The 18921-nt window shown below is 57.0% G+C and carries 27 protein-coding genes; all 27 read left to right on the forward strand.

Annotation, left to right across the window (positions count from 1 at the left end; all coding sequences use genetic code 11):
* Positions 1-4: 4 nt before the first annotated feature.
* The 27 genes from rpsC to ACFSDX_RS02940 all read left to right on the forward strand — a co-directional run bounded on the left by rpsC (position 5) and on the right by ACFSDX_RS02940 (position 18766).
* Complete coding sequence (gene rpsC / locus ACFSDX_RS02810; protein WP_382311671.1) at positions 5-916, forward strand: 30S ribosomal protein S3; 912 nt, start codon at positions 5-7, stop codon at positions 914-916.
* A gap of 93 nt (positions 917-1009) precedes the next feature.
* Positions 1010-1438 carry a 50S ribosomal protein L16 gene (rplP, locus tag ACFSDX_RS02815; RefSeq protein WP_133656904.1) on the forward strand — a complete coding sequence of 143 codons (429 nt, stop codon included), beginning with the start codon at positions 1010-1012 and terminating at the stop codon, positions 1436-1438.
* A gap of 4 nt (positions 1439-1442) precedes the next feature.
* Entirely contained in the window at positions 1443-1652 is a 210-nt protein-coding gene (gene rpmC, locus ACFSDX_RS02820) for a 50S ribosomal protein L29 (RefSeq protein WP_133656905.1), read from the forward strand.
* A gap of 2 nt (positions 1653-1654) precedes the next feature.
* Positions 1655-1954: a 30S ribosomal protein S17 gene (rpsQ, locus tag ACFSDX_RS02825; RefSeq protein ID WP_133656906.1), complete on the forward strand. Its 300-nt coding sequence runs from the start codon at positions 1655-1657 to the stop codon at positions 1952-1954.
* 9 nt (positions 1955-1963) lie between these two features.
* Positions 1964-2332, forward strand: a complete 369-nt coding sequence (gene rplN / locus ACFSDX_RS02830; RefSeq protein WP_068340463.1) for a 50S ribosomal protein L14 — start codon at positions 1964-1966, stop codon at positions 2330-2332.
* A gap of 3 nt (positions 2333-2335) precedes the next feature.
* Positions 2336-2599 carry a 50S ribosomal protein L24 gene (gene rplX, locus ACFSDX_RS02835; protein WP_151086035.1) on the forward strand — a complete coding sequence of 88 codons (264 nt, stop codon included), beginning with the start codon at positions 2336-2338 and terminating at the stop codon, positions 2597-2599.
* A 12-nt stretch (positions 2600-2611) separates the two neighbouring features.
* On the forward strand, positions 2612-3169 hold the full coding sequence (gene rplE, locus ACFSDX_RS02840; protein WP_133656908.1) for a 50S ribosomal protein L5: 558 nt from the start codon (positions 2612-2614) through the stop codon (positions 3167-3169).
* Positions 3169-3438, forward strand: a complete 270-nt coding sequence (gene rpsN / locus ACFSDX_RS02845) for a 30S ribosomal protein S14 (RefSeq protein ID WP_144846881.1) — start codon at positions 3169-3171, stop codon at positions 3436-3438. The genes rplE and rpsN overlap by 1 nt, the downstream gene beginning before the upstream one ends.
* A 327-nt stretch (positions 3439-3765) precedes the next feature.
* Positions 3766-4164, forward strand: coding sequence for a 30S ribosomal protein S8 (gene rpsH, locus ACFSDX_RS02850; RefSeq protein WP_157564854.1), 399 nt, complete (start codon positions 3766-3768; stop codon positions 4162-4164).
* A 21-nt stretch (positions 4165-4185) separates the two neighbouring features.
* Positions 4186-4743, forward strand: coding sequence for a 50S ribosomal protein L6 (gene rplF, locus ACFSDX_RS02855; protein ID WP_382311672.1), 558 nt, complete (start codon positions 4186-4188; stop codon positions 4741-4743).
* A gap of 9 nt (positions 4744-4752) precedes the next feature.
* A complete protein-coding gene (rplR, locus tag ACFSDX_RS02860; RefSeq protein WP_283562697.1) occupies positions 4753-5103 on the forward strand; it encodes a 50S ribosomal protein L18 in 351 nt (116 codons plus the stop codon).
* Positions 5104-5108: 5 nt separating this feature from the next.
* Positions 5109-5723: a 30S ribosomal protein S5 gene (gene rpsE, locus ACFSDX_RS02865; protein ID WP_133656913.1), complete on the forward strand. Its 615-nt coding sequence runs from the start codon at positions 5109-5111 to the stop codon at positions 5721-5723.
* 7 nt (positions 5724-5730) lie between these two features.
* Positions 5731-5910 (forward strand): 50S ribosomal protein L30, encoded by a 180-nt coding sequence (gene rpmD, locus ACFSDX_RS02870; protein WP_173116012.1) that lies wholly within the window; start codon positions 5731-5733, stop codon positions 5908-5910.
* 15 nt (positions 5911-5925) lie between these two features.
* Positions 5926-6372 (forward strand): 50S ribosomal protein L15, encoded by a 447-nt coding sequence (rplO, locus tag ACFSDX_RS02875; RefSeq protein ID WP_382311673.1) that lies wholly within the window; start codon positions 5926-5928, stop codon positions 6370-6372.
* Positions 6373-6395: 23 nt separating this feature from the next.
* Positions 6396-7712 carry a preprotein translocase subunit SecY gene (secY, locus tag ACFSDX_RS02880; RefSeq protein WP_305018573.1) on the forward strand — a complete coding sequence of 439 codons (1317 nt, stop codon included), beginning with the start codon at positions 6396-6398 and terminating at the stop codon, positions 7710-7712.
* A 9-nt stretch (positions 7713-7721) separates the two neighbouring features.
* Positions 7722-8504 (forward strand): type I methionyl aminopeptidase, encoded by a 783-nt coding sequence (gene map, locus ACFSDX_RS02885; RefSeq protein WP_382311674.1) that lies wholly within the window; start codon positions 7722-7724, stop codon positions 8502-8504.
* A gap of 5 nt (positions 8505-8509) precedes the next feature.
* On the forward strand, positions 8510-8728 hold the full coding sequence (infA, locus tag ACFSDX_RS02890; RefSeq protein WP_035567874.1) for a translation initiation factor IF-1: 219 nt from the start codon (positions 8510-8512) through the stop codon (positions 8726-8728).
* 23 nt (positions 8729-8751) lie between these two features.
* Complete coding sequence (gene rpmJ / locus ACFSDX_RS02895) at positions 8752-8868, forward strand: 50S ribosomal protein L36 (RefSeq protein WP_068340511.1); 117 nt, start codon at positions 8752-8754, stop codon at positions 8866-8868.
* 113 nt (positions 8869-8981) lie between these two features.
* Positions 8982-9359, forward strand: coding sequence for a 30S ribosomal protein S13 (gene rpsM / locus ACFSDX_RS02900; RefSeq protein ID WP_382311675.1), 378 nt, complete (start codon positions 8982-8984; stop codon positions 9357-9359).
* Between the two features lie 84 nt (positions 9360-9443).
* The gene (rpsK, locus tag ACFSDX_RS02905; RefSeq protein ID WP_382311676.1) at positions 9444-9836 is read left to right on the forward strand and encodes a 30S ribosomal protein S11; all 393 of its coding nucleotides are present in this window, start codon (positions 9444-9446) and stop codon (positions 9834-9836) included.
* Between the two features lie 26 nt (positions 9837-9862).
* Positions 9863-10468: a 30S ribosomal protein S4 gene (rpsD, locus tag ACFSDX_RS02910; protein WP_382311677.1), complete on the forward strand. Its 606-nt coding sequence runs from the start codon at positions 9863-9865 to the stop codon at positions 10466-10468.
* 186 nt (positions 10469-10654) lie between these two features.
* The gene (locus tag ACFSDX_RS02915; RefSeq protein WP_382311678.1) at positions 10655-11644 is read left to right on the forward strand and encodes a DNA-directed RNA polymerase subunit alpha; all 990 of its coding nucleotides are present in this window, start codon (positions 10655-10657) and stop codon (positions 11642-11644) included.
* A 170-nt stretch (positions 11645-11814) separates the two neighbouring features.
* On the forward strand, positions 11815-12405 hold the full coding sequence (gene rplQ / locus ACFSDX_RS02920; protein WP_382311679.1) for a 50S ribosomal protein L17: 591 nt from the start codon (positions 11815-11817) through the stop codon (positions 12403-12405).
* Positions 12406-12610: 205 nt separating this feature from the next.
* Complete coding sequence (locus tag ACFSDX_RS02925) at positions 12611-13186, forward strand: RNA polymerase sigma factor (protein WP_382311680.1); 576 nt, start codon at positions 12611-12613, stop codon at positions 13184-13186.
* 146 nt (positions 13187-13332) lie between these two features.
* The gene (locus tag ACFSDX_RS02930) at positions 13333-14127 is read left to right on the forward strand and encodes a hypothetical protein (protein WP_382311681.1); all 795 of its coding nucleotides are present in this window, start codon (positions 13333-13335) and stop codon (positions 14125-14127) included.
* The gene (locus ACFSDX_RS02935; protein ID WP_382311682.1) at positions 14117-15340 is read left to right on the forward strand and encodes a hypothetical protein; all 1224 of its coding nucleotides are present in this window, start codon (positions 14117-14119) and stop codon (positions 15338-15340) included. Before ACFSDX_RS02930 ends, ACFSDX_RS02935 begins: the two co-directional genes overlap by 11 nt.
* Before the next feature lie 111 nt (positions 15341-15451).
* Complete coding sequence (locus tag ACFSDX_RS02940) at positions 15452-18766, forward strand: tetratricopeptide repeat protein (RefSeq protein ID WP_382311683.1); 3315 nt, start codon at positions 15452-15454, stop codon at positions 18764-18766.
* The last annotated feature ends 155 nt before the right edge of the window (positions 18767-18921 follow it).

Below are 18921 nucleotides of genomic sequence, written 5' to 3' on the forward strand. Positions count from 1 at the left end.
AATCATGGGACAGAAAGTAAATCCCGTCGGTTTCCGACTCGGCGTTATTAAAGGCTGGGACTCAAACTGGTACGGCGGCAAGGATTTTGCCGACAAACTCGTTGAGGACGAGAAAATCCGCAAGTACATCAACGCCCGTATCCAAAAGGGTGGTATCTCGCGCATCGTTATCGAGCGCACCCTGAAGCGGATTACCATCACCATCAACACGGCTCGTCCGGGTGTGGTAATCGGTAAAGGCGGCCAGGAGGTAGATAAGATTAAGGACGAACTCAAGGAAATTACCAAGAAGGACGTTCAAATCAACATCTTCGAGATTAAGCGCCCCGAGCTGGACGCTCGCCTAGTAGGCGAGAGCATCGCTCAGCAGCTGGCTGCTCGTATCTCGTTCCGTCGCGCTATGAAGATGTCTATCCAGGCTGCTATGCGGGCTGGTGCTGAAGGCATCAAAATTCAGTGCGGTGGCCGCCTAGGTGGTGCCGAGATTGCTCGCTCGGAGCAGTACAAAGAAGGTCGTACCCCGCTGCACACGCTGCGCGCCGACATCGACTATGCCCTGTCGGAAGCCCAAACGGTGTATGGCAAAATCGGCATCAAGGTGTGGGTAATGCGCGGTGAGGTATTCGGCAAGCCAGACCTCTCGCCCAACCAAGTGCCTGCTGGTCAGCAGGGTGGTGATGACCGTGGTGGCCGTGGTGGCGACCGTGGCCCGCGCCGCGATGGTGACCGCAACGACCGTGGTCCGCGTCGCGATGGCGACCGTGGCCCGCGTCGTGACGGCGCCGCTGGTGGCGGTCAAGGCGGCCCTCGTGGTGGCCAAGGCGGCCAGGGTGGCGGTGCTCCCCGTGGTGGTCAAGGTGGTGGCCCCGCTGGCGGTGGCAACCGCGGCGGCCAAGGTGGCGGTCCCCGTCGCTAGGTTACAATAAACTAGTCTGAGCCGTATCCTGAATCATTTCGTTCAGGGTACAGTTCACTGCTAATATTTTTCAAGTTTTCTTTTTTTACTCAAATGTTACAACCGAAAAGGACCAAGTATCGCAAGATGCAAAAGGGTCGCGTAACAGGCCTAGCCTACCGCGGCAGCTCCATAGACTTCGGTTCGTTCGCGCTTAAGTCACTGGAAATCTCTTGGATTACGGCTCGCCAGATTGAGGCTGCCCGTATTGCCATGACCCGTGCCATGAAACGCGAAGGGCAAGTATGGATTCGCATTTTCCCAGATAAGCCAATTACCAAGAAGCCTGCTGAAGTGCGGATGGGTAAGGGTAAAGGTTCGCCCGAGTATTGGGTAGCCTGCGTGAAGCCTGGCCAAATCATGTTTGAATCGGATGGCGTGAGCCTCGAAACCGCAAAAGAGTCGCTGCGTCTGGCTGCTCAAAAGCTGCCGGTTCGTACCTCTTTTGTAGTTCGTCGCGACTACGTAGATAACGTTGCTTAATCCGATGAAAAACGAAGAAATTCGCGCCCTGTCGGTCGACGACCTGCGCACCCAGCTGAAAACTGAGCAAACCAACGGTCAGCAGATGCGCTTCGCGCACGCTATCAGCCCGCTCGAAAACCCCGGCCGCTTGAAGGCCAACCGCAAAACCGTTGCTCGCCTGCAAACGGAAGTTTCGCGTCGGAACAATGAGCAGGCCTCTAACAAAGCCTAGTAATGGAACCGACTCAAGAAAACCTGTTGCCGGCTCACGACAATGCTTCGGACCGCAACATGCGGAAAGAAATCGTGGGCAAGGTGACCAGCAGCAAGATGGATAAGTCCATCACGGTTGCGGTAGTTGCAAAACACCAGCACCCGATTTACGGCAAGTTCGTGAGCAAGACCACCAAGTTCCACGCCCACGACGAGAAAAACGAGTGTGGCGAAGGTGACCTGGTGCGCATCATGAGCACCCGCCCCCTGAGCAAGACCAAGCGCTGGCGCTTGGTTGAAATTGTTGAACGTGCTAAATAATCCTGAACGATGATACAGCAAGAATCCCGCCTCACGGTAGCCGACAATAGCGGCGCCAAGGAAGTGCTCTGCATCCGCGTATTGGGTGGCACGGGCAAGAAGTACGCTACGGTTGGCGATAAAATCGTGGTAGCTATCAAGTCGGCTATTCCTTCGGGCAATGCCAAGAAAGGTACTGTTAGCAAGGCTGTTATCGTGCGCGTGAAGAAGGAAATCCGTCGTAAAGATGGTTCTTACATCCGCTTCGATGACAACGCTGCCGTACTGCTCAACAACAACGACGAGCCCCGCGGCACGCGCATCTTCGGGCCAGTAGCCCGTGAGCTGCGCGAGAAGCAGTTCATGAAAATCGTATCGCTGGCCCCCGAAGTAATCTAACCAATGGCAACCAAAGCAAAAGCCCCGGCCGTGCACCTGCACGTGAAGTCCGGCGACCTCGTGAAGGTTATTGCCGGCGACGAGCGCGGCAAAACCGGCACCATTAAATCAGTTAACCGCTCTACGCAGCGCGTTATCGTAGAAGGCCTGAACCTGGTAACGAAGCACAACAAGCCGAGTGCCAAGAACCCCCAGGGTGGCATCACCAAAATCGAGAGCCCCATGCACGTTTCGAACGTGAAGAAGGTTGATTCGGCCAACGCTTAATTCGCTACGATAATGGCTCGACTGAAAGATAAATATCAGAAAGAAGTAGTACCCGCGCTCCAGGAGAAATTCCAGTTCAAGAGCATCATGCAGGTACCGCGCATCACCAAAATCTGCATCAACCGTGGCATCGGTGCCGCTGTTGCTGACAAGAAATTGGTTGACAACGGGGTAGAGGAGCTGACGACCATCACCGGTCAGAAAGCTGTTCCGACCATCGCTAAGCGCTCGGTTTCGAACTTCAAACTCCGGGAAGGTATGCCCATCGGTGCGCGCGTAACGCTGCGCGGCGAGCGGATGTACGAATTCCTGGACCGTCTGCTGACGGTAGCCTTGCCCCGCGTGCGGGACTTCAAAGGCATCAACGATAAGGGCTTCGACGGCCGGGGTAACTATACCCTCGGCGTGAAGGAGCAGATTATCTTCCCTGAGATTTCGATTGATAAAATCAAAGGCATCTCCGGTATGGATATCACCTTCGTAACGACGGCCGAAAACGACGAGCAGAGCTACGAGCTGCTCCGTGCTTTTGGTATGCCCTTCGCTAACGCTAAAAAGGAAGCTGAATAATGGCTAAAGAATCCATCAAAGCCCGGGCCCGCAAGCGCGTTGCCCTGGTAGCCCGCTACGCTGAGAAGCGTAAGGCCCTGAAAGCTGCCGGTGACTACGCTGGCCTCGACAAGTTGCCCCGCAACGCGTCGCCCGTGCGCCTGCACAACCGCGACATGATTGACGGCCGTCCCCGTGGCTACATGCGTAAGTTTGGCATCAGCCGCGTTCGCTTCCGCGAAATGGCGCTGGCTGGCAAGATTCCCGGCGTGACGAAGTCTAGCTGGTAGTCTAACCAGCTGCTAAGAATTGATTCCCAAGTTGAGGTTTTCGGACCTTAGCTTGGGAATTTTCTTTGGATTAAAAAGGGGGTAGGGAATAAAATTTGCCTGGGCCCTTGCATAAGTGCCAGACTTCCTGCTACCTTTGCACCCCGAAAAAGCTTAAGGTACACTGTGGGTTCGCCCACTCATTTGGCAGGTTGCCGAAAGAAACCATGGGCCGGCCCCGACAGCCGAGCCCAGTAGTCTTAACTGAAATTTCGTTGTACGGCAGTAGCTAGTGCGTCGAAATTTTCTTATCTTTGCGGTCCCATAACCAGGGCCTACTTAAACTAAATGAATACTGACCCGATTGCCGATTACCTTACCCGGTTGCGCAACGCCCTCAAGGCGAACCACCGGGTAGTGGAAATCCCGGCCAGCAACATCAAAAAGGAAATCACGAAAGTGCTCTATCACAAGGGCTACATTCAGAGCTACCGTTTTGATGATACTTCGGCCCAAGGTGTGATTAAAATCGCCCTGAAGTACAACCCTACTACGAAGGCTCCCGCTATCACCAAGCTGGACCGCGTGAGCACGCCCGGCCTGCGCCAATACCGCGCGGCCGACAACCTGCCCCGCGTATTGAGTGGTTTGGGCATCGCCATCCTGTCGACCTCGAAAGGGGTAATGACCGAGAAGGAGGCGAAAAACGAGAACGTGGGCGGCGAGGTGCTGTGCTACGTGTACTAACCGCTAAGCCCTAGTATCTATATGTCCCGCATTGGTAAACTGCCGATTGCACTGCCCGCTGGCGTGCAGGTATCGGTCGACAACGAGAACACCGTAACGGTGAAAGGTCCGAAAGGCACCTTGACCCAGGCCGTAGACCGCGACATCGCGGTAGCTATGGAAGACGGTAACGTAGTGGTGACCCGCCCTACGGAGCAGAAGCGCCACAAAGCCATGCACGGCCTGTACCGTTCGCTCATCAACAACATGATTACCGGCGTTAACACCGGCTACGAGCACAAGCTTGAGCTGGTAGGCGTAGGTTACAAGGCTACCTTGGCCGGCTCGTCGTTGGAATTGTCGCTTGGCTATTCGCACAACGTGTACCTGGCCCTGCCGCCCGAAGTAAAGGCCACTGCCGTTACCGAGAAAGGTAAAAACCCTATCGTTACCCTGAACAGCATCGATAAGCAGCTTATCGGTCAGGTAGCCGCCAAAATCCGCTCGCTGCGGAAAGTAGAGCCTTACAAAGGCAAAGGTGTGCGCTTCGTGGGTGAAATCGTTCGTCGTAAAGCCGGCAAGACTGCCGCTAAAAAGTAATCTAGTATCATGGCTTTCGATAAAGCAACTCGCCGGAAGCGCATTCAGCGCATCATCCGCACGAAAGTGTCCGGTACGTCGGAGCGCCCGCGCCTGTCGGTGTTCCGCTCCAACACGGGCATCTACGCCCAGATTATCGACGACTCGGCTGGCCGCACGCTGGCTGCCGCTTCGTCGAAGAAGGTAACCGCCGAAGGTGGTAACGGGGTGGCTTTGGCCGCCGCCGTTGGCCGCGAAATCGCTGCTAAAGCGCAGGAGGCCGGTATCACGAAAGTGGTATTCGACCGTTCGGGCTACCTCTATCACGGTCGTATTAAATCACTAGCTGAAGGAGCCCGCGAAGGCGGCCTCAATTTCTAAGCATCATGGCAGAGTATAACAACAACAACCGTGGTGGTGCTCCTGGTGGAAACGACCGCGGTGGCAACAACCGGGGTGGCAACGACCGTCGCGGCAACGACCGCGGTGGCCGCGGCAACGATAGCTCAGTTCAGGGCGATTCGGACTTCAAAGAGAAAGTAGTAGCTATCAACCGCGTAGCCAAAGTGGTGAAAGGTGGTCGTCGCTTCAGCTTCTCGGCTATCGTAGTGGTGGGTGACGGCAAAGGCAACGTAGGCTACGGCCTGGGCAAAGCCAACGAAGTAACCGACGCCATTGCCAAAGGCATTGACGACGCTCGCAAAAACGTGGTGAAAGTGCCGCTGTACAAGCACACCGTTCCCCACGTAATGGAAGGCCGCTACGGCGGAGGTTTCGTACTCGTGCAGCCCGCTGCGGCTGGTACGGGCGTAATCGCCGGCGGTGCCATGCGCGCCGTATTCGAATCGGCTGGTATCAAAGACGTACTGGCTAAGTCGAAAGGCTCGTCGAACCCCCACAACGTAGTAAAGGCTACCTTTGCTGCCCTAGCCAAGATGCGCGACCCGATGCAAATCGCTCAAGCACGCGGCATTTCTCTCGCTCGCGTATTTAACGGTTAAGTTGACCATGCCACAGATTCAAGTAAAGCTCGTGCGCAGCGCCATCGACCGCCCCGAGCGTCAGAAGCGTACCGTGGAGGCCCTCGGCCTCAATAAAATGAACAGCGTTGCTACGCACGAAGCCAACCCCAGCATCCTGGGTATGGTGAAGTCGATTCAGCACCTGCTGGAAGTAACCGAACTGTAAGCGTTTATCCCAGTCATGAATCTTTCCAATCTAAAACCCGCTGCTGGCTCGACGCGCAACAACAAGCGCCTTGGCCGTGGTGAGGGCTCGGGCGGCGGTGGTACCGCAACTCGTGGTCACAAAGGTGCTAAGTCACGCTCGGGCTACTCGCGTAAGTCGGGCTTCGAAGGTGGCCAAATGCCCCTCCAGCGTCGCGTTCCTAAGTTCGGTTTCACGAACATCAACCGCGTTGAGTTCAAAGGCATCAATTTGGACGTGCTCCAGGGTCTGCTCGAAAAAGGTACGGTAACCGCGATGGACCAAGCTTACTTCGTAGAAGCTGGCTTGGTGTCGAAGAATGCCAAAATCAAAATCCTAGGTCGTGGTGAACTCACCACCGCTCTGGAAGTACACGCCCACGCTTTCTCGAAATCGGCCGTTGAGGCTATCGAAAAAGCTGGTGGCAAAGTAGTTACGCTGTAGCTTCTTATTGTTAGCAATTGGCAATGAATAAGTTTATCGAAACGATAAAGAATATTTTCGCTATTGAGGATTTGCGTACGCGAATCCTCAATACGCTATTTTTCATTGCTATCTACCGGCTAGGCTGCTACGTAGTTCTACCAGGTGTAGACCCTACGCAGTTGAAGCAAGGCACTGGCGGCGTGTTCGGTATTCTGGACACGCTGCTCGGTGGTGCGTTTAGCCACGCCTCCATCTTCGCCCTGGGCATTATGCCGTACATCTCGGCGTCTATCGTGCTGCAATTGCTCACGATTGCCGTGCCGTACTTCCAGAAGCTGCAGAAAGAAGGTGAGTCGGGTCGGAAGAAAATCAACCAATACACCCGCGTGCTCACCATCCCGATTGTGATGGCGCAGTCCGTGGGTTTCCTGGCGACGATTAATGCCGAGGCCATCATGAATCCCGGCACATTCTTCACCATTTCGACCATGCTCATCATCACGGCCGGAACGCTGTTTTGCATGTGGCTAGGTGAGAAAATCACCGACAAAGGCATTGGCAACGGTATTTCCATGATTATCATGATTGGTATCGTATCGCGCCTCCCTGGTGCTCTTATCGGCGAAGCTGCTGCTAAAGGCGTCAATAAGTCGCTGATTTTCCTTCTCGAACTGGTAGTGCTGTTCTTGGTAGTAATGGCTGTTATCGTGCTCACGCAGGCTGTACGCCGGATTCCGGTGCAGTATGCTAAGCAGGTAGGTGGTGCCACGCAACTCGACGCCCAGCGTCAGTTTATCCCGTTGAAGGTTAACGCCGCAGGTGTTATGCCCATCATCTTCGCCCAGTCGCTGATGTTCGTACCGAGCATCGCTGCTTCGGCTTGGGACAAGAATAGTGACCTAGCAGCTACGATTGCAGCGTATTTTTCGCCCGAGCATTGGGTATATAATACGGTGTTCGCGCTGCTGATTGTCATCTTCACCTACTTCTACACGGCTATCAGCGTTAACCCCAATCAGATTGCGGATGACCTGAAGCGTAGCGGTGGTTTCGTGCCCGGCGTAAAGCCAGGTCGCGATACGTCGGAGTTTATTGATGAAATCCTGACTCGCGTGACTTTGCCGGGTGCTGTAGCGCTGGCACTGATTGCCATCTTCCCGACTTTAGCGCTGCTGCTAGGTGTTACTCGTCCGCTATCATTGTTCTACGGGGGAACTTCGCTTATCATTATGGTAGGCGTGGTGCTAGATACGCTCAACCAGGTAGAAAGCTACTTGCTGATGCGCCACTACGATGGCATGATGAAATCAGGCAAATTGCGCGGTCGGCCTTCACAGCCGATTGCCATTGCCTCCTAATCAGCACGAATGGCAACTGGTGTTATTCAGTATAAAACTGAAGAGGAAATAGACTTAATGCGCGCCGCCGGGCAACTGCTGGCGCGTGCCCACGGCGAGGTAGCTGCGCTGGTGCGCGAGGGAGTCACGACGCGCGAGTTAGACCGCCGCGCTGAGGAGTTCATCCGCGACCACGGCGCTACCCCTTCGTTCAAAGGGCTCTATGGTTTTCCGCATAGCTGCTGCTTGAGTCCAAACTCGGTAGTAGTCCACGGTTTTGCTACTGATGAGCCGCTGAAAAGCGGAGATATCATATCGGTAGACTGCGGGGTGTTCCTCAATGGCTATCACGCCGACAGTGCCTACACTTATCCAATCGGGGAGGTGTCGCCTGAAGTAAAGCAACTGCTGAAGGAAACTGAAGCATCGCTGTACAAAGGCATTGAGCAAGCCGTAGCTGGCAACCGCGTTGGTGATATCAGCTACGCCATTCAGAACTACGTTTCGCCAAAAGGCTACGGCGTGGTGCGCGAACTGGTCGGCCACGGAGTAGGGGCTAGCCTGCATGAGAAACCCGAAGTGCCTAATTACGGCAAACGGGGCTCGGGACCGCTACTGCAAACCGGGATGACGCTCGCTATCGAGCCGATGATTACCCTCGGCAAGAAGGATGTGGTGCAGGAGAAGGATGGCTGGACTATCCGAACCCGCGATAAGAAACCAGCTGCGCACTTTGAGCACACGGTTGTTGTTAGAAAGGATAAGGCAGAAATTCTGACCTCGTTTGAATATATAGAAAAAGCATTGCGTTAGCCCTTATGGCAAAACAAGCCTCCATCGAGCAGGACGGTACCATCCTCGAAGCCCTTTCCAACGCCATGTTTCGCGTGGAATTGGAAAATGGCCACCAGCTGATTGCCCACATCTCGGGTAAGATGCGGATGCACTACATCAAGATTCTGCCCGGCGACAAGGTAAAATTAGAGATGTCACCCTACGACTTGTCGAAAGGTCGCATCAAGTATCGTTACAAGTAATTTTTTTCGTTCTTTTCAAGGTCATGAAAGTAAAAACCTCGGTGAAGAAACGTAGCGTTGATTGCAAAATCATCCGCCGCAACGGCAAGCTCTACGTTATCAACAAGAAGAACCCCCGCTTCAAGCAGCGTCAGGGCTAAATCAATTTTCAGAGGCCCGGAGCCTTGGGTACTGGCTAGTTTGAACTTTTATTCAGCTAACCGCCTTCCAAGCCGCTGCCGGGCTTTCTGGTCCGCAAACATCTCACAACACTATGGCTCGTATCGCAGGGGTAGACATCCCGGACAACAAGCGCGGCGAAATCGCCCTGACTTACATTTTCGGCATCGGCCGGAGCAACTCGGTTAAAATCCTCACCAAAGCTGGCATCGATGTCAACAAGAAAGTGAAAGATTGGACCGAGGCTGAAGCTGGCGAAATCCGCGCCATCATCGCCGCTGAGCATAAGACGGAAGGTGCACTGCGCTCAGAAGTTCAGCTCAACATCAAACGTCTGATGGACATTGGCTGCTATCGCGGTCTCCGTCACCGTAAAGGTCTGCCAGTTCGTGGTCAGCGCACCAAGAACAACTCGCGTACCCGCAAGGGCAAGCGTAAGACCGTGGCCGGCAAGAAGAAAGCAACGAAATAACCCGTAGCGGCAATCGGCTCTGCTTGATGCTCCTTGTGGGCGTGAGGCGGAGCCAACACCTGCCGCGTTTATAGCGATAACCAAATGGCACAAAAAAGAAAAGACAAAGCCAAGAAGCGGCTTGTCGTGGTGGAGCAGGTGGGCCAAGTCCACATCCGCGCCTCCTTTAACAACATCATCATCTCGGTAACCAACTCGAACGGCCAGGTTATTTCCTGGGCCTCGGCGGGTAAAATGGGTTTCCGCGGTTCGAAGAAAAACACGCCTTACGCTGCCCAGATGGCAGCCACGGATTGCGGCAAAGTAGCGCACGACCTCGGTATGCGCAAAGCCGAAATCTTCGTGAAAGGCCCGGGTGCTGGCCGCGAGTCGGCCATCCGCGCCCTCGGCAACATTGGTATCGAAGTGACGACCATCCGCGACGTGACGCCGCTGCCGCACAACGGCTGCCGCCCGCCCAAGCGTCGCCGCGTTTGATTTTTCACTCCTGATATTTTTCTAAAATGGCACGTTATACTGGTCCTACCGCCAAAATCGCCCGTCGCTTTGCGGAGCCGATTTTTGGTCCGAGCAAAGCGCTCAACAAAAAGAACTACCCCCCCGGCCAGCACGGCCGTGGCCGTCGCAAGAAGCAGTCGGAATACTCCGTGCAGTTGATGGAGAAGCAGAAAGTAAAGTACATGTACGGTGTACTGGAAAAATACTTCGAAAACCTCTTCCACAAAGCTGCTGTACTCCCCGGCATCACGGGTGAGAACCTGCTCGGCCTGCTGGAGTCGCGCCTCGATAACGTAGTGTACCGCCTCGGTATCGCTACTACGCGTCGTGCTGCTCGTCAGCTAGTGTCGCACCGCCACGTTACGGTAAATGGTGAAGTGGTAAACATTCCCTCGTACAAACTGCGTCCCGGCGACCTCGTTGGTGTGCGTGAGAAGTCGAAGTCACTTGAAGCTATCACGACTTCGCTGACCGTGCGCAACTCGCGTCAGTTCTCGTGGCTGGAGTGGGATAGCAAAGACTTGGTGGGCAAGTTCATCAACATGCCTGCACGTGAGCTTATCCCGGAGAAAATCACGGAGCAGCTCATCGTCGAACTGTATTCGAAGTAAGATTGGCACACTGGTGCGGCCCGGGCTTGGTTCGGGCCGCATTTGTGCTAAGCCAGTGCTGCTATGCTGCTGCTTATGAGCGCGCTAGGGCACGAAAACAACCCGCTCGTGGTTTTGGTTGGCTACCCAAATTTGAGGCAAGCTTCGGCTTGCTTTTCCAGTATACACTAATTAACTGCCCCACATATGTCAATCTTAGCTTTTCAGATGCCGGAGAAAGTGGTAATGGAGAAATCCGACGACTTTACCGGGACGTTTGAATTCAAGCCTCTGGAGAAGGGCTACGGCGTCACGATTGGAAACGCGCTGCGTCGCATCCTGTTGTCGTCGCTGGAGGGCTTCGCCATCACGTCGGTGCGTACGACTTCGGTACTACACGAGTTCTCGACGATTGAGGGGGTGATTGAGGACATGTCCGAAATCATCCTGAATCTCAAGCAGGTGCGCTTCAAGAAAATCAGCGACGCTATTGAGGACAAGATTACGGTGCGCATCAGCGGGCAAGACAGCTTCACGGCGGGCGACATCGGCAAGTTTGCCGTGGGCTTCCAGATTCTGAACCCGAAGATGGTTATCTGCAACCTCGACCCGGCCAAAGAGCTGGAGTTTGAGTTGACGGTAGCGCGTGGCCGTGGCTACGTGCCCGCCGACGAGAACAAGCCCGCTGACCAGGTTTTCGGTCAGATTGCCATCGATGCCATCTACACGCCTATCAAGAACGTGAAGTACAGCATCGAGAATACGCGCGTAGAGCAGAAAACTGACTACGAGCGCTTGCTGATTGAAATATCGACCGACGGCTCGATTCACCCCGAGGAAGCGCTGAAAGGTGCGGCCAACATTCTCATTCAGCACTTTATGCTGTTCTCGGACAGCACGATTCAGCTGAGCGGCAACCGCCCGGTAGCTGCCGAGCCCATTGATGAGGAAACCCTCGCCATGCGCAAGGTGCTGAAAACCTCGCTTGGCGAGATGGACCTTTCGGTGCGGGCATACAACTGCTTGAAGGCGGCCGACATCAAGACCCTAGGCGAGCTAGTGCAGCTCGACATGGCCGATATGATGAAGTTCCGCAACTTCGGTAAGAAGAGCCTCACTGAGTTGGAAAACCTGGTGGAAGAGAAGGGCCTGCACTTCGGTATGGACCTGAGCAAGTACCGCCTCGACGAAGACTAGAATAGATTGCCTTGCTGGCTGCTAAATCCTCATTGCGAGGAATTGGCAGCCAGCAATTTTTTATAGTTACTTTTTTCATCCGCTGCGCCCTAGGGTTTGGGGTTCTAATGAGGTTCTAGCGACCCGCCGTGGTCCTTCTCCGCAAGCGTAGCATTTAACTAATCTGTCCAATGAGACACGGTAAAAAAATCAACCACCTGGGCCGGACTACCGCCCATCGCCACGCGATGCTGTCGAACATGGCAACGTCGCTCATCATGCACAAGCGCGTGACTACTACGGTTGCCAAGGCGAAAGCCCTACGCCAGTACGTAGAGCCTCTGCTGACCAAGGCCAAAGATGATACGACGCACTCGCGCCGGACCGTGTTTGCTTCGTTGCAGAACAAAGAGAGCATGAAGGAGCTGTTTGGTTCGGTAGCTGAGAAAATCGGCCAGCGACCCGGTGGCTATACTCGCATTCTGAAGCTGAGCGCTACCCGCCTCGGTGACAACGCGGATATGTGCATTATCGAGCTGGTGGACTTCAACGAGACACTGCTCGAGTCGAAAAATGCTACTGAAGCTAAGTCAACCACTACCCGTCGTTCGCGTCGTCGTGGTGGTAAGGGCGAAGCTGCTGGTAACGAAACTGGCACTTCGGCTGCCGTAGTGGCTGATGCTGCGCCTGCGGCTACCACTACTCAGTCGGCTCCGGAAGACACGGACACCGAAACGCTGACCAACGGCGAAACCCGTGAGGAAGCTGAGAAGGGTGAGTAATTAGCCCCTATCGCTGAAAGTAAGTTTTTAAAAGGGACGCACCACTCGGTGCGTCCCTTTTTTGTGCGTCTAAAGTATTATAAGCTCAACGTTAAACTAAAGCTTTTCCATAGCTAGGTGCAACCTAGGGCTCGTGGCAATTGTCTGTGGCGTAGTATTTCGGAAAGCTGCCGACCTTCGTAGCTCATCCAGACCGAGTGTGCCTATGGAAGCTGCTGCTTATATCGACATTAATGCCCCGCTGGTAGAGCGGTGCCGGCTCAACGACCGCCAAGCGCAAGCCGAGCTGTACCGGCGCTATTCAAAAGCGATGTTCAATGCTGCTTTGCGCATCACTGGGGACTATGCCGAAGCGGAGGACGTACTACAAGAATCGTTTCTCAGTGCCTTTCGGGAACTGAGCGGCTACAAGGGCGATTCTTCGTTCGGCGCCTGGCTCAAGCGCATTGTGGTTAATAAGAGTATCAATTGCCTACGGCAACGACGCCTACAGCTCGTGCCGCTGGAGGATTTTCATCACGAAGCGGCCCCGGCCGAGGCTACTGCAACGCATGCCGGCGAGGAGGCCGACGAGTTGCAGTACCGCGCCGATGTACTGCGGCGGTGCATTCAGGAACTACCAGACGGGTACCGGGTGGTGTTGTCGCTTTACTTGCTAGAGGGCTATGACCATTTAGAAATCGCGGGCATCCTGGGTATCACTGAGTCTACTTCTAAGTCGCAATACAGCCGGGCGCGGCAGCGACTGCGCGAGCTAGCTATGCAGCGAGGTTTAAGCTAAGCTTAGCAGAATTTAAAATTACTGATTACCAAGACTTTTTTGCTGCAATCGCTGTTTTCTCACTTTCTCCGCTGGCCTTCGCTACCTGGCACCGTATTAGCAACGGGTAGCGGCATTATTACCGATGGATTTTAGAGCTATTCGCCATGAACTATAGTAAGCAAGACCAACTTGAAACGTGCGTAGAACGGCACCGTGCCGATTTCGACCTGCACGAGCCCCGCCCTGAACTATGGGCGGCGCTGGAGAAAGAATTGCACGGCTCAGGCAACGTAGCCGAGCCTATTATGAGTATTGCAGGTCCTGCAACCGCTGCAATCAGCCAGGAGACCCCGATTATGCCGCTGGAGCCGGTAGCATCTGGCAAGCGCCGGGCCTGGGCCGAGCGCTACAGTATCGCGGCGGCGGTGGCGGTGCTGATACTGGCTGCGGGCCTAGGAGAGGCTTGGAAGTCGGGCCAGGTGGCGAAAGAGCGCGTGGCAGCGGGCACTATGACTGGGTTACCAACTGATAGCCCAGCGGAAGCGGCACTTTACCTGGCGCCTTCGGGTGAGATGGTGGCCAGCGAGGCAAGCCAGAATACGAACGCCCGGCTGGATACGGCGGTGCGCGGGATGGAACGGTATTACGTGGGCCAATTAGCCGACCGCAAAGCTGAGCTGAGCCAGCTCGCGCCTGGTGCTGCGGCCGATTGGACGCGGGAGCTAGTTGAGCTAGACTCCAGCTACCAGCAGCTCAAGCGGGTATTGCCTCAGCATCCGCAGCCTGAAGTAGTGCTGACGGCCATGAACCGCAACCTACAATACCGGCTTGATATCCTGGACCAGCAATTGGAGCAGCACGGCGATGCCCAAACGGCAATGAACAACGATGCGCGCGGGGAATTTGCCCTGGCCGATAGTCGCCGATTACCGGCTAGTAACCTGCGCCATGACCACTAACCGTGCGCTAGTAAGTGGGTTGGTAGTACTGGCGAGCTGGCTGGGGTTGCCATCGTGGGCTATAGCTGCACACGCCTGGCTACCTAGGGCAGAAGCTAGTAAGTGGGAAATAAATGACCAGGACGGGCCCACCCAGGCGAGCCCCAATCAGCAAGGGCCTACTGAGCAGGTAGATGGCGAGCAGGGTTTGCCGCCCATTGAGCAGCGCCGCCATTTGAGCCGGCGCTTTTCGGTGAGCAAAACGGGTCAGTCATTTGCCTTAGATACGCGCTACGGTCGAGTGCAAATAAACGCTTGGAATAAGCAGGAGATAAAAGTAGAAACTGACCTGGTGGCCCGGGCCGAAACGCCCGTGGCCGCCGCGCAGATACTCGACGCGCTGAGCGTACAGTACCTCGCCTATGATGCCAACACGGGCGGCACAAGCGTGAGCTCGCAGTTTGGAGCCAGCCTGCGGGGTAAGTGCGGCGGCGGGCGCCGCTACGAGGTCAATTATACCATCTGGCTGCCCCGTACCTTAGCGCTGCGCGTGGCGGCTTCATTTGCCGACGTTACGGTAGCCGGCGATTGGCAGGGGCCGACCCAGTTCAACGTAGACTACGGAACCCTGCGCACGGCGCGGCTGGCGGGCACCCGCAATGTGGTGCACATTGCCAACGGCGAGGCGACCATCCCTTACGTGAAGCAAGCTACCCTGGAGGCCAACTACGCCCGCCTGCGCCTGACGGAGGGCGAGCAAGTAGAGTTGCGCACCAACTACGCCGACGTGGACATGGCCACCGTGCAAGACCTGACGGTACACAGCAAGTACGGCGACGTGGCCCTAGGTAAGGTGCGCAACCTGCGTGGCTCGTCGGGCTACTCACGCTTTAGCGTGGATAAGCTGAGCGAGGGGCTCGACATGGCGGTGCGATACTGCCCCAATTTCGAGGTGCGCGACATGGGCGCCAATTTCCGGCAGATAAACCTAGATGGCGGCTACAGCACCATCCGGCTGGGCTTCGCGGAAGAGACACCTAGCTTCCAATTCGACGTGAGTACCGAGCAAGGCCAGCTGCTGGTGGACAAGAATTTGGTGCGGGTACTGTCCACGAATGAGCACGACCAAGGCATTGCCGACGTGTTGGGGGTGTACGGCCGTCGGGCGCCGGTTCGCGGCGCGGGCAGCGTCAATATTAAGATGCGCCACGGCAGTGTGCGGTTCAGCAAATAAAAAATTGCAGGCTGCCGGGAATTGCTGAAAAGCTGGTGCGTAAGTGCTTATACTTGCTCGCTTATTTAAGATAAGCTGCGTGTTGCGGCTGGGATAGGCTTCTTTTCCAGTATGCACTTGCGACACTATGGGGCGGCTATGGCCCTATTGGCACTGCCCGGCTTGGGCCATGCTCAAACAACCACTGCCCCTACCTATACCGAGGCGGCGGCCCTCATCAAGGAAGGCGTGGCGCTGCACGACGCCGAGAAGTACGCCGAGGCCGCCGCGCGCTACCAGCTCGTGACGCCCGGCGACAGCGCCTACGCGCAGGCCCAGGCCGAGCTTGCGCTCAGCCTGATGGCCGCCGAAAAGTACCAGGCCAGCGTAGAGGCCGCCCGGCGCTCGCTGGCCGTCGAGCCCTTCGAGCCCGAGCTGTACAGCACCCTAGGTAGCGCCCACGAGGGCTTGAAGCAGCTGGCCGAAGCCCGCCAAGCCTACACGGCGGGGCTCAAGCTGTTTCCCTACAACGAAAACCTGTGGATTAACCAAGGCGTGCTAGAGCTGAACCAGCACCAGATGGCGGCGGCGTTAGCCAGCCTCCAGCGGGCGCTGGAGCTGCGGCCCGCCAAGGCGAGCGGGCACCGGCTCCTAGGTATCGCGGCGGCGCAGCAGGGCCAGACGGCCCACGCCATGCTGAGCCTGCTGCTGTTTCTGGCCATCGAGCCCGAAGGGCCACGCAGCAATGCGGTGCTGGTAGACCTAGAGCGTTTATCGCAGGGCGTGAGTATCATTGACAAGCAGGACCAGACGGCGCCCATAGCGCCGAATGCCGCGTTTGAGGAGCTCGACCAACTGCTCACGAGTAAGGTGGCGCTGAATGCGGCGTACATCAGCAAGGTGAAGTTTAAGGCAGGCATTGTGAAGCAATTACAACTGCTGGTGGAGAAGTTTCCGCTGGAGGCCGACCCGGCCAGCGACTTCTGGCTGCGGGCCTATGGGCCCGTAATAAAAGCGCTGCGGCAGGACGACAACCTGACCACTTTCACCTACCTCATTCTTAGTTCGGCCGAGGATAAAAGCGCGCAGCAGTGGCTGAAGGGTAACAAAGCCCGCCTCGAAAAGCTGACGGCCGCCGTGAGCCAACCGTTGCTGGCGTTTCGCAATCAGCAGCCCCGGCCAACGGGCTCAGGCCAGGTAGCAGCCTGGTTCGATGGCCCGTACCTCGATGGCCTAGGTGCCGGCCAGCGTGATGCCAAGGGCGAAGTGCAGCCCACCGGCAACTGGCTGCTGGTGGCCCAAAATGGTAACATCCGCCAGCGCGGGGCTTACTCGGCCGCCAGCGAGCGTACGGGCAAGTGGCTGGTGCTGCGCCCCGATGGCAGCACCGAAACCGAGATGCAGTACGGCGCCAAGGGCGAGCTCGACGGCCCCACGCGCTACTACTACCCCGGCGGCCAGCTCCAAAGCGAGGCAATTTACCGGCAGGGCAAGCTGGAGGGCGGTAGCAAGGCCTTCGCCGAAGATGGCCAGCTGAGCGACACCCGGCAGTTTGTGGGCAACGACTACGAGGGCGAGGCCGTGGACTACCGGCCGGGCGGCACCGTCAGCTTTCGAGCCAAGATGCACGCCGACAAGCGCGACGGACTGCTGGAACGGTTTTATGCCGATGGCACGCCCGAGGTGCGCACCACCTACGCGCAGGGCAAAACGCAGGGCGAGTCGGTAGTGTACTACCCCGACAAGACGGTGGAGAAAAAGGCCACCTACGACCAGGACGAGCTGCACGGCCCCTACAGCACGTACTTCCCCAACGGCAAAGTGCGCGAAACCGGGCAGTACACCCGCGGCAAGCGCACGGGCCCGTGGAAAGAGTACTTTGCCACCGGTAAGCTCAGCGTAGAAGAAACCTACGATGCCACCGGCGAGCTGCACGGCTCCTACCTCGACTACGACGCCCAGGGCCGCCACTACAGTACCACGCTCTACGAGCACGGCCGCATGGTGCGCCTGACTAGCCTCGATGCGCAGGGCAAAACCCTGGCCGACACTCCCCTGAAAAAAGGCCGCACGCCCGTGAAAAACTACGACGCAGAGGGCCGCCTCAAGAGCACCGGGGAAGTAGAAAACGGCCACCTGGCCGGGGAGTGGAAAACGTATTTTCCCGATGGCACGCTCTCGCAGGTGCAGCACTACGATGCGGCCGGCGCGCTCACGGGCGTGGGCGAGGTGTACTACGCCAACGGCCAGCTGCACCAGCGCCGCCACTACGGGCCGGGCGGCGTGCCCGATGGCTACTTTGAGCAGTACTACGCCACGGGCAAGCCCTTGCAAACGGGCTTCCAGCGCCAGGGCCAGGAGCAGGGCGTGTGGAAATCATATTACCCCACCGGGCGGCTAAGCCAGGAGCAGGAGTACTTCCACGGCGAGCAGAGCGGGGTGTTTCGGGCGTATGAGCCGGGCGGCAAGCTAACGCAGGAGCGACTGTTCGCCTTCGGCAAGCTGCGCCAGCTCACGACCTATGACTCAACGAATAAAGTCATCGACCGCTACGAGCTAACGCCGGCCACCAAAGAGCTGGTGCTGCACTACCCCGGTAGCAGCAAAAAAGTATTGAACCGCGCCGGGGTGGCTAACCGGGACTACGAAGGCGCCACTACCTGGCTGCGCCCCAACGGCCAGACCGAAACGGCAACAACGCTGCGCGGCGGCCAGCGCTACGGCGCCTACCGCAGCCAGTACGACAACGGCCAAACCCAGACCGAAGGGCAGTACCTAGGCGGCAAGCTCTACGGGCAATTCAGCACCTACTACCCCGACGGCACCCTGCGCAACCGCGGCCGCTACCTCGACGATGAGCCGGTGGGGGAGTGGGTATACAACTTTCCGAACGGCAAGCCCCAGCGCGTACAGGCTTACAACGACGAGGGCGAGCTCGACGGCCCCAGCCGCCATTACAACCCCGCCGGCGAGCTGCTGCTGGAGCGGCGCTACGAGCAGGGCCGCTTGGTGGGCTTTGCCGGGCCCGGCGCGATAGGGGCTACTAGTGCCAGCCAGGCGCTGCCCGCGGCGGGCGGCGCCATTAAAACGGCGTTTGCCAACGGCAAGCCGGCGGCGGAAGAAGCCTACGCGCGCAATTATCCGAGTGGTAATTTCACGTACTACTACACTTCGGGGCAGGTATTTCGGCGGGTGGCGCACCAGCAGGGCGTGCGCCACGGCCTGCAAGTGAGCTATTGGCCCAGCGGCAAGCTGATGGAGGAAGAATCGTACCAAAATGGCGAGCTGCACGGCCGCAGCCGCTACTACCGCCCCGATGGCACCCTAGAGCGCGAAGAAGCCTACCGGGCCGGCGAGCGCTCGGGCCCCACCATTGCCTACGACGCCCAGGGCAAGCCGCAGCTTACGGAGGTTTACTGGAACAACGCGGTCTACAATCTTCAGTAGGGCGCCCCGCTCCTAGGTCAGTTGCGGCGTGAGAATAGGCGCTGGGTAGTAGCGCGAACTTTGTAGTTCGCGCTTTCGCGCCGTTTGAACGTTGCAAAAACGCGAACTACAGAGTTCGCGCTACTAGCTGCTGACGCCGAAACCGCGCCAGGCAA

Source organism: Hymenobacter bucti (genome assembly GCF_042681145.1).
Taxonomy (GTDB): domain Bacteria; phylum Bacteroidota; class Bacteroidia; order Cytophagales; family Hymenobacteraceae; genus Hymenobacter; species Hymenobacter bucti.